We start from the raw sequence: 18,513 nt of genomic DNA, 5'->3' as shown, positions 1-18,513 counted from the left end.
TCCTTCATGAAGCTGTCCTGACAGGGATCAGAAGAAGCGGGCCGGGTCCATGAGTGTCGTCCCCTGACGGAGCTGCACGAAGAGGAGCGGGTCCCGTTCCGGCATATGCCCGATCAGGCCACCCTGCCGGACAGGCTGGCCGCTCCGGAGCTGGATCGTGCCCAGCCCTGCCAGAACGAGCCGCTGCTTCTGGCCACAGTCCAGAATCACCATGGGGCCGAAGGAGCGGAACGCCCCGCTGAAGAGAAGGCGTCCCGTACAGGGAGCCGTCACGGGGGCGGAGGGGGCTGTCTGGTAGGTCAGTCCCGTGGCGGGGCCGGCCTCGGTGGGCTGTGCCCAGCGTGTGACGATGCGCCCCTGCACCGGTGCCCGTGCTGAACCCCGTGTCAGCCCCCTGCCGGGATTGAAACTGCGGTCCTGCTGGTCCACTTCCTGTTCCCTGTGGCGTTGATGGAGCCTGTGGAAGTGGGCCTTCTGCTCCCGCAGGCGGCGGCGTGTTTCGGCCTCCTGCTTTGCCAGAACGGTGATGATGGCTGTCAGGGCCTCCGTACTCTGGCGGGCCTGTGTCAGAAGGGCCTGCTGCTTCAGGAGAGCCTGCCGGGCCTGTTCCGAATCCCTGGCCGCCTGTTCGGCACGGCTTTCGGCCTCGCTCTGCCGGGTCTGTAAACGGGTTTCCTGTGCGGTGATGGTGAGGCTCTGGTCTGCCAGCCGGTTCTGTTCCCTGTGGAGGCGGGCCTGCTGCTGGAGAATCTGCTGCATGGCCTGCTGGTTCTGCTGATGGCGCAGGGCGAGCAGGGCCACGGGCACCGCAGGGCTGATTTCTGGACTGTCTGGCGGCATCAGCAGGGCCAGTTCGGGGAAGGCATCAAGTTGTTGGAGGGCGGGCAGGCGGGCCGTTTCATCCAGAAGGATGGTCTTTTCTTCTGCTTTCAGCCGCTCACTCCCGGTGCTGAGCTGTTCCAGCTGGGTGGAGACTTTCGTGAGGTGTTTTTCAACAAGGTCATGCTGCCGGGTCAGCTGGGCCTGTCTCTGCCGCAGACGGGTCAGCTGGCGGGCACTGAGATGGGCCTGTGCTTCTGCCTGACGGGTTTCTTCTTCTTTCTGCTGGAGCAGGCGGGCTTTCTGGGCAAGGAGCTGCTGGAGATTCAGCCGTGCGGCACGGGCCTTGCGGATGCCTGCCTCCGTGGTGGGGATGGGTGTGTCAGACCCCCAGAGCGTGTCAGGCCTGTTCCGGGATGCTGCTGCATGGCTGGCCTGGGCCTGCCCACAGGCAAGGGACGCCATCAGGAGGCAGGGCACGAGCCTGAGACTGGAACAGAGGGTGATGGATCGCTTCAGGACCATGATCCTGCCTGGGAATCCCTTTCTGGATGGCAAGGCGTGGGGCTTGAAAAACACATCTGACGGCATGAGATCAGTCAGACGGAAGAGCCTTTCCGCCTTTTGTGACGAAGAACGGATTGTCTGTCCAGCCGGGGCTGGAATGTCTTTCATCTCAGGAAAGGAAAACGGAGTGGATATGAAAGAACAGACGCCACGGAGCTGTGGCTGTGGCCCTCTGAGCGAAGCGCAGAAACATGTCCTGCATGGTCATGGGACAGAGCCGCCGGGTTCCAGCCCTCTGAATGATGAGAAACGTCCCGGTCATTATGACTGTGCCGCCTGCGGGCAAAGGCTGTTCAGTGCAGCAGCGAAATATGAGAGCGGGTCGGGCTGGCCCTCTTTCTTCCGGGCCGTGCCGGGTGCTGTGGGTGAGCGTGAGGACCGCAGCCTTGGCATGGTGAGGGTGGAGATTCACTGTGCGGGCTGTCATGGCCATCTGGGCCATGTCTTTCCCGATGGGCCGCCACCGACCGGTCTGCGGTACTGCACCAATGGTCTGGCCCTGCATTTTGTGCCGGATGAAGAGGAAGCCTGATACGGACAAGGGAGAGGCCCCATCATGAGGTGGAGACTCTCCCTTCTGTTCACGGTTTTTCCCGGATGTCAGTCCCGCTCGACGTGATAGTGGCGGGAGAGTTCCCGCTCGATCTCAAGGGCATGTTCCGTATCGCGGGCCTCGATCATCACGACAAGCTCGGCTGTCTGCACGGAGGGAGCCGCAAAGAGGCGGTGATGGGAGACTTCAATGATGTTGCCGCCATAGCTGCCAATCTTCTCGGAGATGGCGGCCAGCAGGCCGGGGCGGTCAGGAATCTGGAAGATCAGACGGAGAATGCGTCCGTCCCGCAGCAGGGAGCGGAGAATGACATGGGCAAGGATGCGGGCATTGATGTTGCCGCCAGAGATGGGGAAGCCCACCTTCCTGCCTTTGAAGACATCATGATTGGCCAGAATGGCGGCCAGCGGGGTTGCCCCGGCCCCTTCACCCACCTGACGGGCTTTTTCGGCCAGTGTCGTGATAGCCCCTTCAACCTGAAGCTCATTGACAACAAAGATGCCATCAAGGTTTTTCCCGATGACATCGAGGCAGTGATGGCCCGGCTGTACGACGGCAATGCCTTCGGCAATGGTTGACCCACCAGGGACGGAACGAAGCGGCTTGGGATAGGCTCCCAGTGGGGAGTAGTTCTCCACCTGTACGCCGTAGAGCTTCGTTTTCGGGCTGAGTTCCTTCAGTACGGTGACGAAACCGGCCATCAGCCCACCACCGCCGATTGGCACCACGATGGCATCCAGATCGGGCGCATCCTCGATCATCTCGAGGGCGCAGGTACCCTGTCCGGCAATGACGGCGGGGTCATTGAACGGGTGGATGAGAGTCTGGCCTTCTTCCTGACGGATTTTTTCTGCCGTCTGTACGGCTTCGTCAAAATTCTCACCAGCCAGAACGACCTGTGCACCCCAGCTCCGGGTAGCAGCGACTTTGGTGGCAGGGGTGAAGCGGGGCATCACGATGGTGGCCTTCATGCCCAGCAGGCTGGCCTGCCGTCCTACGCCCTGGGCATGATTGCCTGCTGATACGGTGATGACGCCGTGTCTGCGTTCTTCAGGCGTGAGCATGGCCATGCGGTTGGCCGCTCCACGCTCCTTGAAGGAGCCGATGGCCTGAAGATTCTCCAGCTTGATGATAATTTCTGCTTCCGTCAGCCGGGATAGGGCCACATTGCTGATCGTGGGGGTACGGGCAATGGTGGCGGCAATGCGCTTCTGGGCGTCTTTGACGTCGTTGAAGGTCAGGCTGGTTTTGGAAGCAGAGTCCGGCATTATCTGTAGATCACTTTCAGAACTTCATAGGTACGGTCCCCGCCCGGTGCCGGGACGGAAACACTGTCCCCAGCTTCCTTCCCGATGAGGGCTTTGGCAAGGGGGGAAGAGATGGAAATACGGTGCTGCTTGATGTCAGCTTCGTGAGCACCGACGATCTGGTAGGTGCTTTCCTTGTCAGTTTCTTCATCCACCAGCTCGACCGTGGCCCCGAACTGGATGCGGTTGCCGGAAAGGGTCGTGGGGTCGATCACTTCGGCCGTGGAGATCAGGCTCTCCAGCTCCAGCACACGCCCTTCAATGAAGGACTGGCGTTCCCGTGCGGCATGGTACTCGGCGTTTTCGGACAGGTCCCCGTGAGAACGGGCCTCGGCAATGGCCCGGATGACGGCGGGGCGTTCCTCTGATTTGAGCTGACGCAGCTCATCCTCAAGGCGTTTCAATCCTTGGGCGGTCATGGGGCTTTTCTGCATGGAGGGCATCCTCACGCTGGTAATGGAGATGAACGGCATACCGCCCCGCCTCCTTCCGCACGGGGCGGAAAAAGGCGGGGCGGCATACGCTGTGGCGGACAGGATAGACAGCACACTGCGTGTGCTGCAAGCCTTCTCTTGCGATCAGAAAGAACCGTGGAAATAGGATTGCAGCGGGGCCACATCCGGTTCCTTCTGCTTCAGGACAGAAATGGCGTAGGTGACGGCCCGGGCACCGGCGATGGTCGTGTAATGGGGCACGTTCATCGTCAGGGCGGAGCGGCGGATGTCAAAGCTGTCCCGTGCGGACTGTCCCCCTTGGGCCGTGTTTATGACCATCTGCACTTCGTTGGAGCGGATGGCGTCCACACAGTGCGGGCGGCCTTCCAGCACCTTGTTGACACGGGTGACGGGGATGTTGGCTTCTTTCAGCCGTTCCGCCGTGCCACGGGTGGCAAGGATGGTGAAGCCCATTTCCACCAGCTTGCGGGCCAGAGGCTGCACATGGGCCTTGTCGCTTTCCCGCACGGAGAGGAAGACGGTACCTTCCCGCGGGAGCTTCACACCTGCTGCCAGCTGGGACTTGGCAAAGGCCATCTCGAAATTGGCATCCAGCCCCATCACTTCACCGGTGGAGCGCATTTCCGGCCCGAGGATCGTATCGACACCAGAGAAGCGGTTGAAGGGGAAGACAGCTTCCTTGACGGCCACATGTGGGGCTACTGAACGGCCTTCCAGCGGGAAGTCGGACAGTCTGGCCCCGGCCATGATGCGGGCACCGATCTTGGCGACGGGCACGCCCGTGGCCTTGGCCACAAAGGGCACGGTACGGGAGGCACGGGGATTGACCTCCAGAACGAACACTTCGTCATCCTTGATGGCGAACTGCACGTTCATCAGGCCACGGATGCCCAGCTCACGGGCCATGGCTTCGGTCTGGGCCTTCAGTTCCGTCACCAGAGCCGGGGAGAGCGTGTAGGGCGGCAGGGAGCAGGCGGAATCACCGGAATGGATGCCGGCTTCCTCAATATGCTCCATCACCCCGGCGACATAGACATTTTCACCATCGGCGATGCAGTCCACGTCAGCTTCAATGGCTTCGTTCAGATAGTGGTCAAGCAGGACAGGCCCGGTTGCCACGTCTTCACCAGCGGCACGCAGGACGGTGTTGAGGTAGTTGGACAGACCGGCCCTGTCATAGACGATCTCCATGGCACGGCCACCCAGCACATAGGACGGACGGGCCACGACCGGATAGCCGACCTCTTCGGCAATCTTCAGGGCTTCATCCGGCGTGCGGGCAATGCCGTTGCGGGGCTGGCGGAGGCCCAGCTTGCGCAGCATGGCCTGGAAGCGTTCCCGGTCCTCGGCCCGGTCGATGGCATCAGCCGGGGTGCCGAGCAGGGTAATGCCTGCTTCTTCCAGCGCACGGGAGAGCTTCAGCGGGGTCTGGCCACCATACTGCACGATGCAGCCCAGAACGGTACCGTTCGTCATCTCCTTCTTGACGAGGCTGATGACGTCTTCGGCGGTCAGCGGCTCGAAATAGAGACGGTCGGAGGTGTCATAGTCGGTGGACACCGTTTCCGGGTTGCAGTTGACCATGATGGTCTCGAAACCGGCTTCACGCAGGGCGTAAGCGGCATGGACGCAGCAATAGTCGAACTCGATGCCCTGACCGATACGGTTGGGGCCACCGCCAAGAATGACGACCTTCTTCTTGTCTGTCGGGCGGCTCTCACAGTCCGGGGTGCCGAAGCCCCCTTCATAGGTGGAGTAGAGGTACGGCGTGTCGGAGGAGAATTCAGCCGCACAGGTGTCGATCCGGCGATAGACCGGCAGCACGCCCAGCTTCGTGCGCAGGGCGACAACGTCCTTCACGCTCCTGCCGCTCAGGCGGGCAAGCTGCTGGTCGGAGAAACCCTGTGCCTTGATCTGCCGCAGGCTGATGGCGTTATCCGGCAGGCCGTTCGTTTCAATGTCACGTTCTGTCGCAATGATGGCGTCCAGCTGGCGCAGGAACCACGGTTCGAAATGGCAGGCTTCCTGAATGTCTTCCAGTGAGAGACCAGCCCGGAAGGCCTGTGCGGCCATGAGGATACGCTCCGGCCGTGGCTCGGAGAGGGCGGCACGGTAGGCATCCGGGGAGCCGTCACCGGGGGCTTCCACAGGGTCCAGACCCGTCAGGCCGGTCTCCATGGAGCGCAGGCCCTTCTGGAGGGATTCGGCGAAGCTGCGGCCCACGGCCATTGCTTCCCCGACGGACTTCATGGAGGTGGAGAGCAGGGCCGGCGTGCTGGGGAACTTCTCGAAAGTGAAGCGGGGAATCTTCGTGACGACGTAGTCGATTGTCGGCTCGAAGCTGGCCGGGATGGTGCCGGTGATGTCGTTTGTCAGTTCATCCAGCGTGTAGCCCACGGCCAGCTTGGCAGCGATCTTGGCGATCGGGAAGCCGGTGGCCTTGGAGGCCAGAGCGGAGGAGCGGGACACACGGGGGTTCATCTCGATGACGACCATGCGGCCATCTTTCGGATTCACGCCGAACTGCACGTTGGAGCCACCCGTCTCCACGCCGATGGCCCGCAGGCAGGCGATGGAGACATCACGCATCCGCTGGTATTCTTTGTCCGTCAGCGTCATGGCCGGGGCCACGGTGATGGAATCCCCGGTGTGGACGCCCATCGGGTCGATATTTTCAATGGAGCAGACGATGATGCAGTTGTCCGCCACGTCACGGACCACTTCCATCTCGTACTCTTTCCAGCCGATGACGGATTCTTCGATCAGCACCTCGGTGGTGGGGGAGGCATCCAGACCGCTGGCAACGATCTGGGAAAATTCTTCCCGGTTATAGGCAATGCCGCCTCCAGAGCCGCCCATGGTGAAGGAAGGACGGATGATGGCGGGCAGGCCGATATGGTCCAGAGCCGTGCGGGCCTCATCCAGCGTATGGGCGATGGCACTGCGGGGGCTTTCCACCCCGATGGCATCCATCGCTTCACGGAACTTCAGGCGGTCTTCAGCACGGTCGATCACGTCAGCCCGTGCGCCGATCAGCTCCACGCCGTGCTTTGTGAGGAAGCCGGACTTGTCCAGAGCCATGGCGGCATTCAGGGCTGTCTGGCCACCCATCGTCGGCAGGACGGCATCTGGCTTTTCCTTGAGGATGATGCGCTCGACAAATTCCGGCGTGATGGGTTCGATGTAGGTGGCATCGGCCAGACCGGGATCGGTCATGATGGTGGCCGGGTTGGAGTTCAGGAGGATGACCCGGTAGCCTTCCTCCTTCAGGGCCTTGCAGGCCTGTGCGCCGGAATAGTCGAACTCGCAGGCCTGCCCGATGACGATAGGGCCAGCACCGATGATGAGGATGGAGCGGATATCTGTGCGTTTGGGCATGGGTCAGGCTCCTGCCTTGCTGGTTGTGCGGGCCTCGGCGCGGCGGTCCATGACGGCGACAAACCGCTCGAAGAGGTAGAAACTGTCGGTCGGGCCGGGGCTGGCCTCCGGATGGTACTGGACGGAGAAGGCTTCCTTCACGGTGGAGGCCAGCCCTTCATTGGAACCATCAAACAGGCTGACATGGGTCACCTTGACGGTATCGGGCAGGGACTTCTCATCCACGGCGAAACCGTGATTCTGGCTGGTGATTTCCACCCGGCCCGTCGTGAGGTCTTTCACCGGCTGGTTGGCCCCACGATGGCCACGATCCAGCTTGTAGGTCGTGCCGCCCAGTGCCCGGGCCAGAAGCTGGTGGCCGAGGCAGATGCCGAAGACGGGGATGTCGGCATCCATGACGGCCTGAATGGCCGGGACGGCATAGACGGCCGTGGCGGCAGGGTCTGCCGGACCGTTGGAGAGGAAGACGCCTTCCGGCTTCAGGGCGAGGATTTCTTCACCCGTGGCGGTGCCGGGGAGGACATGCACGTCACAGCCAGCGGCAACAAGGCTGCGGAGGATGTTGTCCTTGGCACCATAATCCAGGGCCACGACACGGCGTTTCACGGCCCGTTCAGGACGGGTGTTGTGCCATGTGGTCTTGGCCCATGCACGGGCGGGCTGGGCAACCTCCCTGACGAGGTCCATCCCTTCCAGACCGGGCCATTCTGCGGCTCTTTTGCGCAGGGCGGCGAGATCGAAACGGCCATCCTTCGGGTGGAAGAGAAGGGCATTCTGCGGCCCCTTGTCCCGCAGCAGGCGGGTGATGCCCCGTGTGTCCACGCCGCTGATGCCTGCCCGCTTATGGGCTACCAGCCAGTCCTGAAGCGGCCTGACGGACCGCCAGCTGGCGGGGGCTGTGACATCCTCTTTCACCACGAGGCCGAGAGCGGCCATGGTGGGGGCTTCGTCATCATCCCCGTTGGTGCCGACATTGCCGATATGGGGAAAAGTGAAAGTAATGATCTGCCCGGCGAAGGAGGGGTCCGTCAGTGTTTCCTGATAGCCCGTCATGCCGGTGGAGAAGCAGAGTTCACCCACGGCACCGTCATTGAAGGCTCCGAAGCCACGGCCCCAGAAGTGGGTGCCATCCGCCAGCACGAGGACGGCTGTTGCGCCCTTGGGGGGCATGTCATCGGTAGGGTGGGTCATGGCGGATGTCTCCTCTGACGTCTCGTTCAGGTCGGCCAGGGTGATCCCCGGCACATGAAGCAGGGCAGGCCAATGTTTTGTGGGTATCATGCCAGCCTGCCGCCATTTGCGCACGGCCTCGGTCGTGACCCCGGTAAGCTGGGCGATTTCAGCCGCACCGCCCGCTTTCTTGATGAGTGAATCGACGTTCATTGTCTGCTGCTCCGCCTCATGCCCTGTCTGTTCTGCGCCTGATTGGGCTTCTGTTTTCATAAACCAGCAGGGGGCTGATGGGAAGTTTTTTCCCATATGAGGTGCAGTCTGTGAAGAACAAGTGAAACTGGGAAATTTTTTCCCATGCAGGCACTCTGTCCATGATGACGGCCCTTATCGACAGGAGGGGGCTGGGCTGTTACCTCTTAAGCTCCCACAGTGAGACGATCATAAACTCATAATTGAGAAAGGACCATCATGTCGCTCCGTACCCGTATCATGGATGATCTCAAGGCTGCCATGAAGGCTGGTCAGTCTGACCGTGTGGCGCAGATCCGTGCCATTTCCGCCAAGATCAAGGACCTTGATGTCGCAGCCCGTGCCAAGAGCGGGGAGGTGAGCGAGGATGACATCCTTCTGGCCCTGCGTTCCATGATCAAGACCCGCACGGAGTCCGCCGCCATGTACCATCAGGGCAACCGGCCCGAGCTGGCAGCCAAGGAAGAGGCCGAGATCGAGACCATCCGTGCCTATCTCCCGGCTGAACTCTCCGAGGAAGCCCTGAAGGAGGCCATTGCTGAGGCCGTGAAGGAAACGGGTGCGGAAGGCATGAAGGACATGGGCAAGGTGATGGGTGTCCTGAAAGGCCGCTTCGGGGCAGTACTGGATGCAGGCCGTGCCAGCGGTCTCGTCAAGGCCTATCTTGGCTGAGACATGTTTCAGCCATCGTGATGGATTGTGAGAAACCCCGCCCGGTTCTGCTCCGGGCGGTGTTTTTCATGTCAGTGGTAGGAATGGGAGGCTTCGTTGTTCTTGTGGGCACGGACACAGGCCAGCACGCCACTGACGGAGAGCAGGAAGGCCGCTGCTTCCCAGATGGTGGGCAGACGCTGTTCCCAGAGGAAGCCGTAGATCAGCGAGAAGAGTGTTTCAAACAGGATCATCTGTCCGACCATCGTCAGGGGCAGCAGGTGGGTCATGCGGTTCCAGAAGGCGTTGGCGATGGTGGAGGAAAACAGTCCTACGCCGCAGGAGATGAGGAAGAAACGTGCCCAGCCCGTGGTGGGCAGATGGGCAGGCCAGAAGAAGGCGGCAGGCAGGAGAATGATCAGGGACAGGATACCGGCCATGACGCCCGTCAGCAGGTTCCATTCATCGCTCGTGATGTGATGCAGTTTTTTCAGCCAGTCGGAATTGATGACATTGAACAGCGTCCAGCCCAGCAGGGAACCAATGGCCATCAGCAGGCCGACTGCCTGCAGGAGCGGGCCGGTATGGTGCAGGGCGGAGCCGATAAAGAAATTCTGCCATGAAATGCAGAGGATGCCTGCCGTGCTGAGCAGGATGGACGGGATGAGCTGACGGAACGTGACGACCGCATTATGGCGGCAGATGCCAGCCAGTGTCACCGTGACGGGGATGAAGCCGATGATGAGGGACGGCATGGCCACGCCGCTCAGCTGGATGGCAACACCCATCATGCTGTAATAGCCCACGCTGCCTAGTACGGCGAGCAGCACGAGTGCCCGGAACGCCCTGAAAGAGAGGCGTGGCAGCAGCGTCTTCAGCCGGGGAAGAAGGATGAGCAGGGAGATGACCCCGAAGGTCAGATACCGGAGTGTTGCAAGCTGAAAAGGCGTGAAAGGAGCGACAAGCTCCGGGGCAAGGAAGGTGATGCCCCAGAAGGCTCCCGCCATGGCACCGTAGGCGGTGCCAATGAGAATGGACCGTGTCATGCAGGCTCGTTTTTCTGGTTATTAATTATGTGATGGGAGCCTGTGTTGTCGGTAATGCCTCTCCCGTCAAGAGGGAGGGCGTGTTCAGCCGTGTTTTGCCGGGCCGTGTGCCCGCACGCAGGAGATCACGCCGCTGATGGCCAGAATGATGGCGCAGCCTTCCAGCAGGGTGGGGAAACGCTGTTCCCAGAGAAAGCCATAGAACAGGGAAAAGAGCGTCTCGAACAGGATCATCTGCCCGACCATCGTCAGGGGCAGGAGGCGTGTCATGCTGTTCCAGAAGGCATTGGCCACGACCGAGGCCATCAGGCCGATCCCGCAGGCAATCATGAGGAAATGCGCCCAGCCCGTAGCGGGCAGATGCTGGGGCAGCAGGAAGGCCAGAGGAAGCATCAGCAGGGCCAGCCCGCCGGTGACGAGGCCGGTCAGCAGGTTCCAGTCATTGTTGGACACATGGTCAAGCCGCTTCAGCCAGTTGGCGTTCTTGACGACAAACCCCGTCCAGCTCAGCAGGGCACAGGCGGCCATGACCAGCCCGGCGACCTGAAGAAGCACGCTGCTGTGATGCTGCGGGTGGGCGGCGTTATGGAAGTTCTGCCAGGCAATGCAGATGACCCCTCCGGCACTGAGCAGCATGGAGGGAACGAGCTGGCGGATATGGACGGCTGAATCCTGCCGCAGGGCACCCACGACCGTCACCGTGACGGGAATGAATCCCACGATCAGGGAAGGCATGGCCACACCGCAGAGCTGAACGGCCGTACTGAGCAGGCTGTAATAGATGATGTTGCCCATCAGGCTGAGGCCCAGCAGGCCCCACCATTCAGCAGCTCCCAGATGGGGCAGGAGTTTCTTCAGCCGGGGAGCCAGCAGCAGCAGGGCGATGACCCCGTAGGTGACAAACCGCACGGAGGCCAGCTGCAGGGGAGCAAAGGGGCTGATCAGTTCCGGGGCGAGAAGGGACAGTCCCCATAGGGCACCGGCTGCGGCACCACAGGCGATGCCGATGAATGTGGAACGTGTCATGAAAGGCCCGCTCTCTGCTCTCTGTGATAAGGGGTCCGTCATGTGTTGAGGCTGTGACCGGTTTCGTCAAGGGGGAATGAGGGCGTGTCTTCCTTTTTCCGGGAGGGAGTGCCACAGTGTGGTCATGGCCATAGACACTGTGTTTCTTGATGAGCTGCGCCAGCGGACATCCCTGACCTCCCTGTTCGGGCGGCGCAACAAGCTGGTCCGTTCCGGGCGGAACTGGAAGGCATGCTGTCCCTTTCATGGGGAGAAAACACCATCACTCTATATCTATGATGACCATTATCACTGCTTCGGCTGTGGAGCACATGGTGATGCGATCAGCTATGTCATGCAGAGCGAAGGGTCCGGCTTCCGGGAGGCGGTGGAGCGTCTGGCCAGTGAGGCGGGCATGGAGGTGCCGGCTGATGATCCCCGGCAGGTCGAGAAAGCCCGTGTCCGGCAGACATTATATGATGTCATGGATGAGGTTCAGGCCATCTATCGTCGGCGTCTCTATCAGCCGGAAGGACGTGGCGGGCTGGACTATCTCCAGAAGAGGGGGCTGACGGAAGAGACGCTGGAGCGTTTCGGGCTGGGCTGGTCCGGTGATGGACGCTCCCTCCTGAAGGCCCTGGAAGGGAAGAACATCACGGCGGAGACGCTGGTTCAGGTCGGGCTGATGCGGATGGACGAGGCTGGTCGCCCCAGAGGCGAGCTGTTCTTCAACCGTGTCACTTTTCCCATCCGGGACAGGAAGGGGCGGATCATTTCCTTTGGCGGGCGCGTTTTGGGGGACGGGCAGCCCAAATATCTGAACGGGCCGGAGACGGACATTTTCTCCAAACGGCGGACGCTCTTCAACATCGACCAGGCACGGCAGGCCATCCATAAGGGAGCAAAGGCCGTCGTGGTGGAAGGCTACATGGACGTCATCGCCCTGGTGCAGGCGGGCTTTGGCGGGGCCGTGGCTCCGCTGGGCACGGCTCTCGGTGATGAGCAGCTGGAACTTCTCTGGCGGATGACCGACACGCCCATTATCTGCTTCGATGGTGACGGGGCTGGACAGCGGGCGGCCCTGCGTTCCTGCGAAGTGGCGTTGCCCCTGCTGAAGGTCGGGCGGAACCTGCGTTTCTGCCGTCTGGAGGGAGGGGATGATCCGGATTCCCTCATCCGGCGGGAAGGGATGCAGGGCATGGAGGATCGGCTCTCCAGTGCCCGCCCGATGGAAGAAGAGCTGTTCAGCCTGCTGACGGCGCAGGAGCGTGACCCGACACCGGAACGCCGTGCGGCCCTGCGCAAGAAGCTCTATGAGCTGAGCCAGATGATTCCGGACAGGCTGCTGGCCGGCGAATATCTCAGCACGCTGAACGGAATGTTTTTTGCCCGCTATCGCCGTCCGAAGACAGGCCGGGGCGGGTACGGGCAGGGCGGGGCAGGCATGGCCGCTCCGGTCATTCCCGTTTCCGGGAAGCGGACGGTGGCGGAGGGCAGTGGCGAGAGGCTGAACATCCTGACGGCCATCCTGCTGCAATATCCCGAGATTCTGCCCGGTATTGACCGTGACTATAACGCCCTGTCCCTGCCGGAGCCTCTGTCCTCCATCCGCACGGCCATACTGAGCTGGGCCGATGACTGTACGGAGGCCCTGACGGCTGAAAGCTGTCAGGCCTGGATGGAAGAGCATGGTCTGGCCGGGGCTGTCAGGCAGGTGTGCAGCAGCCCCATGCCCCGGCAGATCAGGATAGAGGAAGGTGAGGACCGCCTCCAGGCCGCCATGAAGCTCTGGTGGCATTTCTATGCACTGGAAAATCTCCGGGCACTTCAGGAAAACGTGGAGGAGGAAATCCGCAGGACCGTGGAGATTCTTTTCCGTTCTTCATCCGAATCGGATGAGGCGACAAAACGGAGCCTGCTGGCGGCCATGCAGACCAGACAGAATGTCCTGTTTGCCCTGAGGCGGGGGGAAAGCCCGGAACTTGAAGAAAAAGGCCCCTGAACTATCCGGTAGTTATAGTATCCGGATGGATTCGTTGCCATAAAGCACGTGATCGCAAGTTTCTCGGGCTGCGGTCCTTGACTTGGAGGACGGGATTAACCAATTCCAAGCTGCCCCACTACTGACTTTCGAGTAAAGTTGACGGAGAGACGCATGGCCACAAAATCAGCCTCTGGATCAGACCGGAATGCACCAGAGCAGGACAGCTCTCTGCTCGACGTGCAGTCCTCGGCCGTCAAGAAGCTGATTGCCAAGGGGCGGTCTGCCGGTCACATCACGTTTGATGAGCTGAATGCCATCCTCCCGCAGGACAAGATGTCTTCCGAGCAGATCGAGGACATCATGGCCACTCTTTCTGAGATGGGAATCCAGGTTGTTGAGAGTCCGGATAAGGAAGAGGAGCCTGGTAGCCACGAAAATTGTGGCAGTGGCGAGGAAGCGTCCGAGGATGATAGTAACGGTGGAAACATTGACGCTGCTGCTAATCGTACGGATGATCCTGTTCGTATGTATTTGCGTGAGATGGGTGCGGTGGAACTTTTATCTCGTGAAGGGGAGATTGCCATTGCCAAACGTATTGAAGCGGGGCGGAGTGAGATGATTGGAGGGCTGTGTCGCAGTCCATTAACTTTTCAGTCTATTTTAGGCTGGTATGCACAGCTTCAAGAGGGGTCGTTACTTTTACGGGAAGTAATAGACCTTGAGGCTAGTCAGAGCGATCCGGAGGCGACTGAAGAAATGGGAGGCCTGGGATCTGAAGATGAGAGCGAGTCGGATGATGAGTCTGAGGAAGGTGGGAGTGAAGGCAGCAGCTTGTCCCTTTCTGCATTAGAGGAGAAATTGCGTCCGGATATTATGTTATTGTTTAGAGCCTTTGAGCCGCTCTATCAGAAGTTGGTGAGGATGCAGAGTCATCGTTTAAGGCTTTTGATGGAGGGGTTTGAGGCATCTGACAAAGATGAGAAAAAATATAATAAATTGAGAAGTGAGTTAGTTGCTCTCGTTGAACGGATGCACTTGCATGATAATCGTATTGAGGAGTTGGTTCAGTCTCTGAAGACGCATGTTAGAAAGCTTAATGCTGTTGAAGGGAAGATGCTGCGGTTAGCTGAGAAATGTAGGATTCCACGTGAAGATTTTATGGATCGTTATAGGCACCATGAGCTAACGCCAAGTTGGATTGAAGATATATGTCAATTGTCTAACAGAAATTGGAAGATGTTAACGAGTAAGCACTTGCCTCTTCTTGAGAAGATGCGGGATGAAGTGGCAAGTTTATCTAAGGAAATAGGGTTGCCGGTGAATGAATTTCGGCTTGTCTATCAGACGATCTCTCGCGGGGAGAGGGACTCTGCGCGCGCCAAGAAGGAAATGATCGAGGCCAACCTGCGGCTGGTGATTTCCATTGCCAAGAAATACACCAATCGTGGTCTCCAGTTCCTCGACCTGATCCAGGAGGGCAATATCGGCCTGATGAAAGCGGTGGACAAGTTTGAATACCGCCGTGGCTACAAGTTCTCCACCTATGCGACATGGTGGATCCGCCAGGCTATTACCCGCTCCATTGCCGACCAGGCCAAGACGATCCGTATTCCTGTCCACATGATCGAGACGATCAACAAGCTGGTGCGGACATCCCGGCAGATGCTGCACGAGATCGGTCGTGAGCCTGCCCCGGAGGAACTGGCCGAGAAGCTGGGGATGCCGCTGGAAAAGGTCCGCAAGGTTCTCAAGATCGCCAAGGAGCCGATTTCCCTTGAGACCCCGATCGGTGATGAGGAAGACAGTCACCTTGGGGACTTCATCGAGGACAAGACCGCCGTCATTCCGCTGGATGCGGCCATCCAGACGAATCTGCGTGAGGCCACGACCCGTGTTCTGGCGTCCCTGACGCCCCGTGAGGAGCGTGTGCTGCGTATGCGCTTCGGCATCGGCATGAACACTGACCACACGCTGGAAGAGGTCGGCCAGCAGTTCAACGTGACCCGTGAGCGTATCCGTCAGATCGAGGCCAAGGCCCTCCGCAAGCTCAAGCATCCGAGCCGCAGCCGCAAGCTGCGCTCCTTCCTGGATGACTGATTCAGTTTGCCGGTAAGGGCCTCAGGCCCTGCCGGTTTTCCTTGCCTTCAGGCTGTTTTTGTGCTTGAAGGTCGTTTTCCCTGCCGTGCGCTATGGCGGCGCAACGGCTATACCCGGCACTGCTCCATTGGGGGAGTGCGTTCAGGCCAGCACTGGGCTGGTCCGGGTTGACCTCATCCGAAGGGAGTTTTCATGCCACTTTATGAGACCGTGCTGATTGCACGTAACGATGTCTCTCAGGCCCAGGTTGAAGCCCTGGTCGAGAGCATCTCCGGGATTCTTGGCGAGCATGGTGGGACCATCCGCAAGCGTGAGTTCTGGGGCCTGCGTACCCTCGCTTACCGCATCAAGAAGAACCGCAAGGGTCATTACGTCCTGCTGGGGATTGAAGCTCCGGTCGAGGCCATGAATGAGATGAGCCGTCAGATGGGCCTGCATGACGATGTCCTGCGTCTGCTGACCCTCCGTGTTGACGAGATTGACGAGACACCGTCCCCGATCCTGTCCCGCAAGGATGACCGTGGTGAGCGTGGGTCCCGTGGTGGTGCTTCCCGCAGCGGCGGGCGTTATGAGAGTGGCCGTGGTGGCCGCCGTCATAATGATTCCTCAGAGACGCGCGATCACAACGCGGCTGCAGCGGAGTAAGAGACCATGTCAGACACAAACACGACACCGGCAGTCAGCCCTGCCTCCCGCCGTCTGGCCGTCGGGGCACGCCGCCCCTTCTATCGCCGTCGGAAATCCTGCCCGTTCTCCGGTGCCAATGCGCCGAAGATCGACTATAAGGATGTGCGCCTCCTGAGCCGCTTCCTGTCCGAGCGTGGCAAGATCGTTCCCAGCCGCATCACGGCAGTGTCGGCCAAAAAGCAGCGTGAACTGGCGCAGGCGATCAAGCGCGCCCGCTTCCTCGCCCTGCTCCCTTACGTTGTAAACTGAGGAGCATGACATGTCCCAGACATCACTGATTCTGCTTCAGCGCGTGGAAAACCTTGGCCAGATGGGCGACATCGTCCGTGTGAAGCCGGGTTATGCCCGCAACTTCCTGCTGCCCAAGGGCAAGGCCCTGCGTGCCACGGCCGCCAACCGCGCCCGTTTCGACAATGAGCGTGCCCAGCTGGAAGCCCTGAACATCCGCAAGCGTGAAGAGGCCGAGCGTCTCTCCGAGCGTATGCATGGCCTGAGCGTGACGCTGATCCGTCAGGCTGGCGACAGCGGCAGCCTCTATGGCTCCGTGACGCCCCGTGACATTGCTGCCGCCGCAACGGCTGCCGGCCTGACAGTGGCCCGCCAGCAGGTTGTGCTGGATGAGCCGATCAAGGTTCTTGGTCTGGTGGAAGCCCGTGTCATCCTGCACCCGGAAGTCTTCATCCAGATCACGGTCAATGTGGCCCGTTCTGAGGAAGAAGCCGAGCGTCAGGCTCGTGGCGAAGTGGTCGGTCAGGAAGGAGAAGAGGATAACATCCTCGGTGAGCTTCATGCCGAGCAGGCCGCTGAAGAAGCTGCTGCTGAGGCAGCGGCTCTGGCTGCTGAAGGCAAAGTGGCCGAAGGCACCGGTCACCAGGGCTGATCCATCCCATCAGGGAGATCACTCGGGGAAACCCGGCAGGCATGTCCTGTCGGGTTTTTTTTGTGTCCTCGGGGCAGGATATCGGAGGAAAGAGATCTGCTTTTTCTTAGCTTTTAGAGGGTTTGTTATATCTGCGAATTGTGTCAGAATTCAGAGAATTAGCTGAAACAGGCGGTTCCTGGTTTTGCGGGCCTGTTTCATTCCGAATCAGAATGGAATAATGCATGAAATCGGTTCTTGACGCTCTGCTCAGGCGGTTTATCTACTTTGGTAGTCTGACCGTTACTTATAGCGATGGCACGGTACAGCAGTATCAGGGAGAGAGGCCGGGGCGTGAGGCTGCCGTCCGTATTCTGACAGCTGCAGCGGAGAGGGCACTGGCCTTCAAGCCTGCTCTCGCCTTTGGTGAGGAGTACATGAATGGCACGGTCGTGCCGGATGGCTGCTCACTGGAAGATGTGCTTTGGGTTGTCATGCCGAATGTTGAACGTGGTGGCCTGCTGAGTGAGGATATCAGCGGCAAGCTGCGTTATGTCAGCCGTGTGCTGCGGCCTCTGAATTCTCTCAGACGCTCCCGCAGCAATGTGGCGCATCATTATGACCTCAATGGCAGCCTGTATGAGCTGTTCCTGGATAAAGACAGGCAGTATTCCTGCGCCTATTTCGAGCATGACGGAATGTCGCTGGATGAGGCCCAGACTGCCAAGAAGCGTCATATCGCTGCCAAGCTGAATCTCGACCGTCCGGGGCTTGAGGTTCTGGATATCGGCTGTGGATGGGGTGGCATGGCCCTGACTCTTGCCCGGGATTATGGTGCCAAGGTAACGGGCATTACCCTGTCGATCGAGCAGCTTCAGGTAGCCCGGGAGCGTGCACGGGAAGAGAAGCTGGATCATCTGGTGTCTTTCGAGCTTCTGGATTACCGGACGCTGAAAAAGCCGTTTGACCGCATCGTGTCCGTCGGCATGTTCGAGCATGTCGGGGTGCGGCAGTATGAGACCTATTTCAACCACCTCAAACGTCTTCTGAAGCCGGAAGGTGTGGCGGTGATCCATTCCATCGGTCGCATGGATGGACCGGGGATGACGAACCCGTGGATATCCAAATATATCTTCCCCGGTGGTTATTCTCCGGCCCTGAGCGAGACACTGGCGGCTCTTGAACAGACGGGACTGTGGCTGACGGACTGTGAGGTCTGGCGTCTGCATTACGCCAAGACGCTGGCACACTGGCGGAAGCGTTTTGATGCCAACAGGGAGAAAATACGTGCCCTGTATGATGACCGCTTCGTGCGGATGTTTGAGCTGTACCTGCTGGCCAGTGAGTTGGCCTTCCGCATTCAGGGCCATATGAACTTCCAGCTTCAGATCACCCGTGACATTGAAGCTGTACCGCTGACCCGTGACTACATGTTTGAGGCTGAAAATGCCCAGCGTGCAAAGGTGTGAGTGGAGTCTCAGGTAAAAAGATATGAATATCAGCAAGGTAGATATGGGTCTGTATAATGGATTCCATATCTATCTTGTTTTTATTGAAAAGTTCTTGTCTGTTCAGGAAATAGAAAACGTAATTAATTCATAATATTATGAATTATATGTTACTGTTTTATGATATTGTAACTATTTTTTGATCATTAGAACACTACCATGGTCCTGCACAAAT

At 59.6% G+C, this 18,513-nt stretch carries 15 protein-coding genes; 8 read left to right on the top strand and 7 right to left on the bottom strand.

Annotated elements, in window-relative coordinates; translation table 11 throughout:
* Positions 1–27: 27 nt before the first annotated feature.
* A complete protein-coding gene (locus tag NQF87_RS06875; protein WP_266127687.1) occupies positions 28–1,344 on the bottom strand; it encodes a murein hydrolase activator EnvC family protein in 1,317 nt (438 codons plus the stop codon).
* 175 nt (positions 1,345–1,519) lie between these two features.
* On the opposite strand from NQF87_RS06875, the gene msrB reads away from it, so the two are divergent.
* A complete protein-coding gene (gene msrB / locus NQF87_RS06870; protein ID WP_266127686.1) occupies positions 1,520–1,918 on the top strand; it encodes a peptide-methionine (R)-S-oxide reductase MsrB in 399 nt (132 codons plus the stop codon).
* Positions 1,919–1,986: 68 nt separating this feature from the next.
* Here the strand turns inward: msrB and NQF87_RS06865 are convergent, their stop codons facing one another.
* From NQF87_RS06865 to carA, 4 genes are all read right to left on the bottom strand, one after another.
* Positions 1,987–3,207 carry a threonine ammonia-lyase gene (locus NQF87_RS06865; RefSeq protein WP_266127685.1) on the bottom strand — a complete coding sequence of 407 codons (1,221 nt, stop codon included), beginning with the start codon at positions 3,205–3,207 and terminating at the stop codon, positions 1,987–1,989.
* On the bottom strand, positions 3,207–3,680 hold the full coding sequence (greA, locus tag NQF87_RS06860; RefSeq protein ID WP_266127777.1) for a transcription elongation factor GreA: 474 nt from the start codon (positions 3,678–3,680) through the stop codon (positions 3,207–3,209). Before greA ends, NQF87_RS06865 begins: the two co-directional genes overlap by 1 nt.
* Positions 3,681–3,824: 144 nt before the next feature.
* On the bottom strand, positions 3,825–7,079 hold the full coding sequence (gene carB, locus NQF87_RS06855; protein WP_266127684.1) for a carbamoyl-phosphate synthase large subunit: 3,255 nt from the start codon (positions 7,077–7,079) through the stop codon (positions 3,825–3,827).
* A gap of 3 nt (positions 7,080–7,082) precedes the next feature.
* Entirely contained in the window at positions 7,083–8,462 is a 1,380-nt protein-coding gene (carA, locus tag NQF87_RS06850) for a glutamine-hydrolyzing carbamoyl-phosphate synthase small subunit (RefSeq protein ID WP_266127683.1), read from the bottom strand.
* Between the two features lie 258 nt (positions 8,463–8,720).
* On the opposite strand from carA, the gene NQF87_RS06845 reads away from it, so the two are divergent.
* Positions 8,721–9,173 (top strand): GatB/YqeY domain-containing protein, encoded by a 453-nt coding sequence (locus tag NQF87_RS06845; RefSeq protein ID WP_266127682.1) that lies wholly within the window; start codon positions 8,721–8,723, stop codon positions 9,171–9,173.
* Between the two features lie 71 nt (positions 9,174–9,244).
* Here the strand turns inward: NQF87_RS06845 and NQF87_RS06840 are convergent, their stop codons facing one another.
* Positions 9,245–10,198 (bottom strand): DMT family transporter, encoded by a 954-nt coding sequence (locus tag NQF87_RS06840; RefSeq protein ID WP_266127681.1) that lies wholly within the window; start codon positions 10,196–10,198, stop codon positions 9,245–9,247.
* An 84-nt stretch (positions 10,199–10,282) separates the two neighbouring features.
* On the bottom strand, positions 10,283–11,224 hold the full coding sequence (locus NQF87_RS06835) for a DMT family transporter (protein ID WP_266127680.1): 942 nt from the start codon (positions 11,222–11,224) through the stop codon (positions 10,283–10,285).
* A 124-nt stretch (positions 11,225–11,348) separates the two neighbouring features.
* On the opposite strand from NQF87_RS06835, the gene dnaG reads away from it, so the two are divergent.
* The 6 genes from dnaG to NQF87_RS06805 all read left to right on the top strand — a co-directional run bounded on the left by dnaG (position 11,349) and on the right by NQF87_RS06805 (position 18,299).
* Positions 11,349–13,205, top strand: coding sequence for a DNA primase (gene dnaG / locus NQF87_RS06830; protein WP_266127679.1), 1,857 nt, complete (start codon positions 11,349–11,351; stop codon positions 13,203–13,205).
* Positions 13,206–13,358: 153 nt separating this feature from the next.
* On the top strand, positions 13,359–15,284 hold the full coding sequence (gene rpoD / locus NQF87_RS06825) for an RNA polymerase sigma factor RpoD (RefSeq protein ID WP_266127678.1): 1,926 nt from the start codon (positions 13,359–13,361) through the stop codon (positions 15,282–15,284).
* Between the two features lie 192 nt (positions 15,285–15,476).
* The gene (gene rpsF / locus NQF87_RS06820) at positions 15,477–15,929 is read left to right on the top strand and encodes a 30S ribosomal protein S6 (RefSeq protein ID WP_266127677.1); all 453 of its coding nucleotides are present in this window, start codon (positions 15,477–15,479) and stop codon (positions 15,927–15,929) included.
* 6 nt (positions 15,930–15,935) lie between these two features.
* Entirely contained in the window at positions 15,936–16,220 is a 285-nt protein-coding gene (rpsR, locus tag NQF87_RS06815) for a 30S ribosomal protein S18 (protein ID WP_077396275.1), read from the top strand.
* 10 nt (positions 16,221–16,230) lie between these two features.
* Positions 16,231–16,851 carry a 50S ribosomal protein L9 gene (gene rplI / locus NQF87_RS06810; protein ID WP_266127676.1) on the top strand — a complete coding sequence of 207 codons (621 nt, stop codon included), beginning with the start codon at positions 16,231–16,233 and terminating at the stop codon, positions 16,849–16,851.
* 224 nt (positions 16,852–17,075) lie between these two features.
* Positions 17,076–18,299: a class I SAM-dependent methyltransferase gene (locus NQF87_RS06805; protein ID WP_266127675.1), complete on the top strand. Its 1,224-nt coding sequence runs from the start codon at positions 17,076–17,078 to the stop codon at positions 18,297–18,299.
* The last annotated feature ends 214 nt before the right edge of the window (positions 18,300–18,513 follow it).

This window comes from Bombella dulcis, assembly GCF_026385505.1.
Classification (GTDB): domain Bacteria; phylum Pseudomonadota; class Alphaproteobacteria; order Acetobacterales; family Acetobacteraceae; genus Bombella; species Bombella dulcis.
This window is presented reverse-complemented; position numbering and strand designations above follow the sequence as displayed.